The following is a 608-nucleotide window of genomic DNA, read 5'->3' as shown; positions in this document are numbered from 1 at the left end:
AGAGCGCGCCAGTCGCGAATACGCCGCTCCAGTGTGCGGCGCACGTTGCACGGGAGGTCGGGATGGCGCCGAAGCATCTCGTCCAGGACCGCCACCGGGCGGATGCCGGGAGCGGACTGCAGCAGCGGAACAATCTCTGCGTCAAAGATTCCGGCCAAGGGATCTGGGCGTCGGCGCTCGCGTGGCGCCTTCTTCTGCGATGGCGGTCGCGGGTCCTGTTCGATGCGATAGGCGGTGGCGGCACTGAACCCGGCGCGTGCGCCTGCCTTGGTCGGCTGTTCCTTGAGTCTGTACTTCATGTAGAGCCTCATCTGGTGGTCGTTGACGTGTCGTCCGGGCACCGCAGCCTCCCGTGGGATGGAAGGCTCGTTCATACCCGATCCACCGCGACCACCGACGAGGTTCCCCAGTGACACGGAACTCCTCGGTGCGGCTTGGGGGGGGGGGGGGGGGGGGGGGGGGGGGGGGGGGGGCGGGGGGGGGGGCGGCGCGGGGCGGGGGGGGGGGGGGGGGCGGGGCGGGGGCGTGGGGGGGATTCAGAGGTTTTTTCGCGGGCTCGTCGCCGTGGTGGTGGGGGTGGGCGTGATGTCGGTCGAGGTGCATGGGGG

General features: G+C 71.2%; 1 protein-coding gene and 1 pseudogene. One reads left to right on the top strand and one right to left on the bottom strand.

Annotated elements, in window-relative coordinates; genetic code table 11:
• Nucleotides 1–311: pseudogene (locus NCT32_RS37035) on the bottom strand (IS21 family transposase); the annotation flags it as partial.
• A 98-nt stretch (nt 312–409) separates the two neighbouring features.
• Between NCT32_RS37035 and NCT32_RS37030 the strand changes: the two are divergent.
• Nucleotides 410–586, top strand: coding sequence for a hypothetical protein (locus NCT32_RS37030; protein WP_250491567.1), 177 nt, complete (start codon nt 410–412; stop codon nt 584–586).
• The last annotated feature ends 22 nt before the right edge of the window (nt 587–608 follow it).

Source organism: Caballeronia sp. INML2 (assembly GCF_023631365.1).
Classification (GTDB): Bacteria; Pseudomonadota; Gammaproteobacteria; order Burkholderiales; family Burkholderiaceae; genus Caballeronia; species Caballeronia turbans.
This window is presented reverse-complemented; position numbering and strand designations above follow the sequence as displayed.